This is a genomic window from Anaerolineae bacterium (assembly GCA_035529315.1).
GTDB lineage: Bacteria > Desulfobacterota > Desulfobacteria > Desulfobacterales > ETH-SRB1 > Desulfaltia.
This window is the reverse complement of record DATKWZ010000034.1, coordinates 134,172-142,738: the sequence shown is the minus strand read 5'-3', so window position 1 is coordinate 142,738 and position 8,567 is coordinate 134,172. Positions and strand designations below refer to the sequence as shown.

At 44.5% G+C, this 8,567-nt stretch carries 3 protein-coding genes; 2 read left to right on the top strand and 1 reads right to left on the bottom strand.

Features of this window, described 5'->3' with window-relative positions; all coding sequences use genetic code 11:
- Positions 1-252 precede the first annotated feature (252 nt).
- Together VMW78_06785 and VMW78_06780 are read left to right on the top strand one after the other, a co-directional pair.
- Complete coding sequence (locus VMW78_06785; protein ID HUV50708.1) at positions 253-3,762, top strand: response regulator; 3,510 nt, start codon at positions 253-255, stop codon at positions 3,760-3,762.
- Positions 3,763-3,798: 36 nt separating this feature from the next.
- Positions 3,799-4,428, top strand: coding sequence for a response regulator (locus VMW78_06780; protein HUV50707.1), 630 nt, complete (start codon positions 3,799-3,801; stop codon positions 4,426-4,428).
- A gap of 125 nt (positions 4,429-4,553) precedes the next feature.
- On the opposite strand, the gene nifJ is transcribed toward VMW78_06780, so the two are convergent.
- Positions 4,554-8,081, bottom strand: coding sequence for a pyruvate:ferredoxin (flavodoxin) oxidoreductase (gene nifJ / locus VMW78_06775; GenBank protein ID HUV50706.1), 3,528 nt, complete (start codon positions 8,079-8,081; stop codon positions 4,554-4,556).
- Positions 8,082-8,567: the final 486 nt, after the last annotated feature.

The following is an 8,567-nucleotide window of genomic DNA, read 5'->3' as shown; positions in this document are numbered from 1 at the left end:
GTCTTTTTTAACCAGCACTCAACGACTTGTGCCGAGAACAGGCACAAAGGATATATAACTTACTGAACTCATACGTGGTTTCAAGCATTGTCTTAATGTTGGTTATTGGTGCCGTTGTCGAAAGCTTAAGAAATAATATTTTGCTTTAAAAATTTATTTTGGCCCTTACAGTCTAACACTTTTTTTGAATAGCAGGGTGCGAAACTTAAGTTATATTATTCCATACTCAACCACCTCCAAAGGAAAAATCTGATGGCGATAATAAAAAAAATGAGATTTCGAACAAAGCTGGCGCTTCTTTTTTTGTTTATAGGGCTGCTTCCTGTCATGATCCTCGGCTATATTAACTTTCACTATGCCGGCAAGATAATTAACGAACAGGCGGTCAATCAATTGATCTCACTCAGAGAGGACCGTAAGGCAGAGGTGCAAGGTTTTTTTAAACATCTCAGATTGAATTTAAAAATACTGAGCGACCACCGCCTGTTAAAGGATTTCGCAGGAGAGTATATCGCTGCATACAACAAGGGTGGTCTTGACGGAGAGGAATTCAAGGCTGTTGATAAGAGACACCACAAAAGATTTGCGGAGATCAGCAAAGAGTATGGATATGAGGATATGCTTTTTGTCAGCAACAACGGCGATGTTCTGATGACTGTAAAAAAGGGGGGGGATTGGGGCACAAACCTGATAAGCGGGATCTATTCAGATACCAGTCTGGCTGAATGCTTTAAAAATGCTAAAAGCGGTATAAACATAGTTGATTTTAAGGAATATCAGCCTTCAGGCATGCCAGCTGCCTTTGCCGGGGCGCCTATGATCAGGCGTGAAGAAAGAAGAGGTTTTAAGCCGGAAGAGAAGATCGGTGTATTGATAATCCGGATCCCTGCAGACCAGATCAATACGATCATGACAAGAAATAATGGTCTTGGAGATACAGGCGAGACACTTTTGATCGGAAAAGACTACTTTTTGCGTTCAAATTCGAGGTTTTTAAAGGAAAGATCTATCCTGAAAGTTAAGGCAGTGTCAGCAGCGTACGGGGAGGCCATTAAAGGTGGGTCAGGACATAACGAAGATCTGATCGACTACAGAGGGGAGTCTGTCTCGATTGCATACGGGCCGGCAGAAATAGAAGGCCTTGATTGGGTTATTGAGGCCAAAAAAGACCGCAAAGAAATTTTGATGCCCATTCAGATGTTGAGAAATCAGAGCCTGATAATTGCTCTGCTGATGGCTATAGGGGTTGTGCTGGCAGACCTTCTGTTTGTTGCAAGTGTTAGAAAACCTATAAAGAGGATAAGAGAGGCTGCCGATAAGATAGCTGATGGGGATCTTACTGTACAGGTTCCGGTTGATGCCGCGGGTAACATCGGCAGACTGGGTGTTTGTCTCAACCATATGACGCAAAACCTGATGAAATCAAGGGAAAAAATTGAAAGGTATAACCGTTTACTTGAAAAAAGGGTGGAGATAAGGACTGCGGCGTTAAAGAAAAAAACCCTGCGACTGGAACAAAACAATAATACCAAAAAAGCTCACAATGAAATAGTTACAGCGCTTAATACCGAGCTTGAGATCGAACCGCTTTTAAAAAGTATAACAGGTAAAATAGCAACTCATTCCGATTCCCAGTTAGGTATGATCTATCTATATGAAGAGGAATCAAAAAGTCTGCGCCCGGGCTCAACCTATGCCGTTGACAAAGAGCTTTTGGGAGACGGTTTCAGGCTCGGTCATGGACTAGCGGGCCAGAGCGCTTTGGAAAAAAAAGTGATACTGGTTAAAGATGTGCCGGAAAACTATTTCAAAATCTCCTCGGGCGGTATGGAGGGTGTGCCAAAAAATGTTATTTGTATACCGATCACCATTAAAAATCAACTCATAGGTGTTCTGGAGCTTGCAAGTATTCACGAGTATACGGACAGAAGTCTTGAATTTTTAAACACGGTGGCCTATCAACTCGGCATAGGTATCAATAATGCGCTTACCTATCTGAGGCTGGAGCAGACGGCTGAGGGTTTAAAAAGGAAAAATGAGCTTCTGGCAGCCCAGAACGAGGAAATCCAGGCACAGAACGAGGAGATCCAGGCACAGAACGAGGAGATCCGGGCACAGAGCGAGGAGCTGATATATCAAAAAAAGGAGATAGAGGCAAAGTCTGAACGTGTGGAGGAAGCCAGCCGGCTCAAGTCGGAATTTCTATCAAACATGTCGCATGAGCTTCGCACGCCGTTAAATTCCATGCTTGGCCTGACAAACCTCATGGGAAAAGAAATTGCCGGGCAGATTAATGAAAAGCAGAAAGAATATATCGAGATTGTTGAAAGAAACGGGAAAAATCTCCTGCGATTGATAAACGATATCCTGGACCTTGCAAAGATCGAGTCAGGCAAGGTTGATATGTCCATAAGCAAGATATGGCTTAAGAAATCCATAACGAGCGTTTCCTGCGATATCATGCCACTTATTGAGAGAAAGGGCCTTTCTCTTGACATAGATGTTGGCGATGATATTTTTGTTTATTGCGATATTAATAAGTTAAGGCAGGTTTTAGTAAATCTTATCGGGAATGCCGCCAAGTTTACCGAAAAGGGCAAAATCAGCATATCTGCCGGGTTTAAGAAGGACGAGCTTCATGACAGGGTGATCATAAAGGTCAGCGATACAGGGATAGGGATACCGGCCGATGCAATAGACCATATTTTCGAACCCTTCCGCCAGGTGGACGGTTCATTAACAAGAAAATACGATGGCACAGGCCTCGGACTCAATATCTGCTACCATCTGCTTAAGTTAATGGGCGGAAAGATAGAGGTGCAAAGTGAGGCTGGAAAGGGCTCTACCTTTATAATAATATTATTAAAAGACAGAAGAAGTAAATTAAGGTTAAAGGAAGAAGATTGGAAGAAAACGGTAAGGAAGGCTCTGGTTGTTCAGGAGACATGTAAAGAGCTTCCGGCTCCTGGCGAGAAGAGAGGCAAGATTCTGATAATAGACGATGATCCTGTCATTATAAAGGAGCTGGAAATAATTTTTAAAGAAGAAAACTATTACCTGACATCTGCCTTAACCGGTCCGGAAGGACTTTTGCTTTTAAACAAATATCTTCCAGACCTGATCCTCCTTGACCTGCGCATGCCTGGAATGGACGGTTTTAAGGTTCTTGAAGAGCTTCAAAAGAGAGAAGATTTAAAGGATCTGCCGGTAATGATCCTTACTGCTGATATTACAGAGGATAGGGAAAAAGCTCTTGGTAAAAGCGTAAAGGGGGTGATTATAAAAGGGCAGATAAACAAGAAGGCTTTTCTATCTGAGATAAATAAGATATTATATCGACCGTGCGCGGGTAAAGCAACCGGTCGTCAGGCCACGGGGGAAAAACCGGAGAGGATCGGGCCGGCAAAGGTTTTGATAGTCGAAGACAACAGCGACAACCTGGTTCTTCTCAAGGAAATCATGATGCAGGCGGATTGCAAAATCTATGTGGCAAGGAACGGGCAGGAGGCTGTAGACATGGCAGAAAAAGAGATGCCTGATCTGATTCTGATGGATATGCAAATGCCGGTCATGGACGGATTTAAAGCAACAAAGCATATAAGGGAGATGGAAAAGCTGAAAGATGTCCCGATAATCGGCCTCACAGCCAGAGCCATGAAGGGAGACAGGGAAAAGGTACTCGCGGAGGGTTGCAGCGATTACCTTTCAAAACCGGTAATGCCCGATGACCTGCTGAGGATGGTCAAAAAATGGCTGGCCTAAAATATCTGAAAACTCAAAAACAAAGGGGATAACCACTTGAGAACCCGGCAACTCGAAAACCCGACAATCCTGGTTGTTGAAGACAATAAAGATATCTCTTTTTTGATATGCGAAATATTAAGGTCCTATATAGGCTGCAGGGTAATATCGGCCGGGGACGGCGAAGAGTGTTTGAAGATAGTCAAAAAAGAGCCTCCCGACGTTATCCTGCTCGATATTTACATGCCTGGAATGGACGGCTTTGAGGTTTGCAAAATCCTTAAAGAAGACGAACAGACAAACCATATCCCGATCATCTTTCTCACCGCAACCGCCTCTGACCTGAAAAGCAAGATCAGGGGATTGGAAATAGGGGCGGATGATTATATAGTGCAGCCGGTTGACAACCTTGAGATGGTAACACGGGTTAAGAGTATGTTGAGGATAAAACAGCTCATTGACCGTGGCGGTGGAAGCGGAATTTCCGGTCCTTTATTGTCCACCAAAACAGCCCACGACCTCCGCTCGCCATTAACCAGCATTATTGGTACGGCTGATCTTATTCAAAACCCATTTTACGGAGCCCTGAATGAAAAGCAGCAGGAGTTTGCCCGGACCATATTAAAAAGCAGCCAACAGCTTCTCAAGATGATAAATGAGCTTGAGACGGCAAATGACCAACACTAATGACTAATGTGGGTAGAACCAACTATATTTATTGAAAAAAATCAAACAGGATAACAAGATAAACAAGCAATGGGTTTTAATATTTTAATCCTGAATATCCTGTTAATCCTGTCAAAAAAAATTTCTTATTTCTTTTTGCAGATTGCCATTGGATCAGCCATCAGTTTCAGGTTTTCATATCGCTCCACATACTCCTTTTCAAGACGGACGGTCAACTTTTTGGACTCTTCCGGAAATGTTTTCTGCAAAGAAGCATAACGCACTTCGCCTGACAAAAATTCCTGAAGAGTTCCATCAGGCTTTTTGGAATCAAGTATAAAGGGGTTCTCCTCTTCAGCCTTTAGCAGAGGATTAAAGCGATACAAAGGCCAGTAGCCGCAATTAACCGCCAGCTTTGCCTCTTCCTGGCTCATGCCCATACCTTTTTTAATTCCGTGATTTATGCAGGGAGAATAAGCCATAATCAGGGATGGACCGTCATATCCTTCAGCCTCTGTAAAAGCTTTAACAAGCTGCTGTTTATTAGCTCCCATTGCAACATTAGCCACATATACATAACCGTATGTCATTGCCATGCGGCCCATATCCTTTTTGCATGTCTTTTTGCCGGATGCCGCAAACTTGGCAACAGATCCGGTTGGAGTAGCCTTGGAAGACTGACCGCCTGTGTTTGAATATACTTCGGTATCAAGCACAAGGATATTTATATCTTCGCCTGTAGCCATCACATGATCAATGCCGCCAAAACTAATATCATAAGCAGAGCCGTCTCCTGCAATAATCCAGTATGACTTTTTTGTAAACAGCCCGGACATACCGGCTATTTCATCCAGAAGCGGATTGCCCTTGCAGCCGGCTAAAAGCTTTTTAAGCTGATCCCCGTACTTTCCGGATCCTCCGGCATCTTTCATGTTCTCCAGCCAGCCGGACATGGCACCCTTTATCTCCTGTGGAATATCCGTATTTAGAGCCTCCTGAATTAAACCAGCCAGCCTGCTGCGCTGCTGCAAGGCGCCCAGAAACATACCATAGGTAAATTCCGCGGGATCTTCAAAGAGGGAGTTGCCCCAGGAAGGGCCAAAACCATCCTTGTTAACACAGTAAGGAACAGCAGGAGCGCTTCCTCCCCAGATAGAGCTGCAGCCTGTTGCATTTCCAATGATCATCCTCTCCCCAAAGAGCTGTGTAAGAAGCTTTACATAAGGAGTTTCGCCACATCCTGCGCAGGCTCCTGAAAACTCAAGCAACGGCTGGCAGAACTGGCTTCCCTTGATTGTATTCCTGTTGACCAGATTATCTTTCACCGGCAGCTCAACGCTGAATTCATGGTTTGGCACCTGAACCTCTGTCTGAGTAGCAAGCGGACTCATAACCAGAGCCGGCTTCTTGGCAGGACATATGTTGGCACAGTTGCCGCAACCCATACAGTCTAAAGTATTTACCTGCATGCGGAAATGATAGCCTTCAATGCCCTTGCCCACGGCCTTTTTTGTTTCAAATCCTTCGGGAGCGCCGGCCAGCTCTTCATCCGTCAAGAGGACCGGACGTATGGCCGCATGAGGGCAGACCATTGAACACTGATTGCACTGTATGCAGTTATCTGCTATCCATTCAGGAACATTGATTGCCACCCCTCGTTTTTCATACTTTGAACCTGCCATTGGGAAAATACCATCTGTCGTAAACGCGCTGACCGGAAGTTTATCACCCTGTTGAGACAAAATGGGACGCATTACGTTTTTGACAAAATCAGGTTCTTCTTTGACTTCACGTGCTGTATCAACGGCATTGGCCCAATCTTTTGGATATTTGATTTCAACCAGATTATCAATAGCCTTATCCACCGCTTCATAGTTCATATTAATAATCTTGTCCCCTTTTTTGCCGAACATCTTTTTGATTTGATCTTTGAGATAATAGATAGCATCTTTCACAGGAATGATATCGGCAAGCTTGAAAAATACAGTCTGCATGATCATATTGATCCTGCCTCCAAGGCCTATCTCGGAAGCGATCTTTACAGCATCAATATTATAAAACTTAAGATTCTTCCGGGCAATAGTCCGGCGCATGTGAGCAGGAAGTCTGTTCTCCATATCTTTCAGAGTCCAGTCGGAATTAAGCACAAAAATTCCGCCATGCTTGATACCTTCAAGTATCGGATAGATATTTACATAATTGGCCTTATGGCAGGCAATATAATCGGCTGAATCGATCAGATAGGTAGACTTGATCGGCGTATCGCCAAAACGCAGGTGAGACATGGTGATTCCGCCCGATTTTTTGGAATCATAGGCAAAGTAAGCCTGGGCATACATGTCGGTATTGTCGCCGATAATTTTGATTGCGCTTTTATTTGCGCCCACTGTGCCATCTGCACCCAGTCCCCAGAATTTGCACTGCACGGTCCCTTCCGGAGCCACATCAAGCCCCTCTTCCACTTCCAGAGATGTATGAGTAACATCATCGGTAATACCTACCGTAAAATGATTCTTCGGGCCTGCTGAATTCATGTTGTCAAAGACCGCCTTGACCATGCCGGGATTAAACTCTTTTGACCCCATGCCATACCGGCCGTTGATGAGGGTCGGCATTTCACCCCGTTCCATATAAGCCGCGCATACATCCAGATAGAGAGGATCTCCGACCGCCCCCTTTTCCTTTGTCCTGTCAAGAACTGTGATGCGATCGGCTGTTGCGGGTATGGCGGCAAAAAGATGTTCGATTGAAAAAGGACGATACAGACGAACCTTTACCAGACCCACCCGTTCTCCTCTGGCTGTCAGGTAATTGACAACCTCTTCAATGGTTTCACAGGAAGAACCCATGGAAACGATAATTCTCTCTGCATCCGGATCGCCCACATAATCAAAGAGCCTGTATTTGCGACCGGTCAGGGCAGATACCTTTTTCATGTAATTGCCGACAATAACAGGAATCTTCCGGTAATAGGAATTAGCCGCTTCCAGCCCCTGAAAATAAATATCAGGGTTCTGGGCAGTACCCCTGAGCTCAGGCCTTTCAGGATTTACGCCTCTTGCGCGAAACGCTTTAACAGCATCCATGTTGATTAGCCCGGCCATATCATCATAGTCGATCATTTCGACTTTTTGTATTTCGTGAGAAGTCCGGAACCCGTCAAAGAAATGTATAAAAGGAATACTTGCTTCAATTGCAGACAGATGCGTCACCAGCGCCAGGTCCATGGCTTCCTGCACAGAGTTTGATGACAAAAGAGCAAAACCTGTCTGCCGGACAGCCATGACATCCTGATGATCTCCAAAAATAGAGAGAGCATGCCCTGCAATAGCCCTGGCCGTGACATGAAAAACAGCCGGCAGCAGCTCCCCTGCTATCTTATACATGTTGGGAATCATCAAAAGAAGGCCCTGCGAGGCTGTAAAGGTTGTTGTAAGAGCGCCGGAAGCAAGGCATCCGTGAACAGTGCCCGCAGCTCCGGCTTCTGACTGAAGCTCACGGACTGTCATGGTCTGTCCAAATATATTCTTACGGCCGCCGGCTGCCCATTCATCGCACAATTCCCCCATAGAAGATGAAGGGGTAATTGGATAAATGGCAGCGGCATCGCTCATAGCATATGCCACATGCGCGGCTGCTGTATTCCCATCGATTGTTTTCATTTTTTTTGCCATAGCGCCGTTCTCCTTATATTATATTCTGAATTCTACTTTTTACAAAACCGTCTTATTTGACGGCTTCGTAAAAAGTCTCGAAATCGTCATGCCGGACTTGATAAGCCTGCCCCGTACTTAATACGGGGGCATCCAGAACGTATTGAATTTACTGGATAGCGCTGATGCTTCACTTCGTGTCCGGCTTTCGCCGGAATGACGGAAAATGGTATTTTTCGACTTTTTACGAGATTGTTAACTTGAGTTATAATATGTCTTATATTAAATTAGATGTAAAGAAAAAAAACATATTTCAAACAATGAATATGATTTAGTGAAACTCCGGGTCTTAAAATGCAATGCCTTGCTCGCAATAACAAATTTTTAGACTTTCAAATAACTTAACTCAAGTTTTGCGCCCTGATTTCCAAGCAAACTCAAGGCGGTAAAAGAGCCAAATTTATTTTGGCCCGCAGTGCCGTAAAGCGGCATAACATAGCTTTTTAC

What these genes read in the sequence shown, in the direction of transcription:
- VMW78_06785 (HUV50708.1), top strand. Translation starts at nt 253, where the DNA reads ATGGCGATAATAAAAAAAATGAGATTTCGAACAAAGCTGGCGCTTCTT.
- nifJ (HUV50706.1), bottom strand. Translation starts at nt 8,081, where the DNA reads ATGGCAAAAAAAATGAAAACAATCGATGGGAATACAGCAGCCGCGCAT.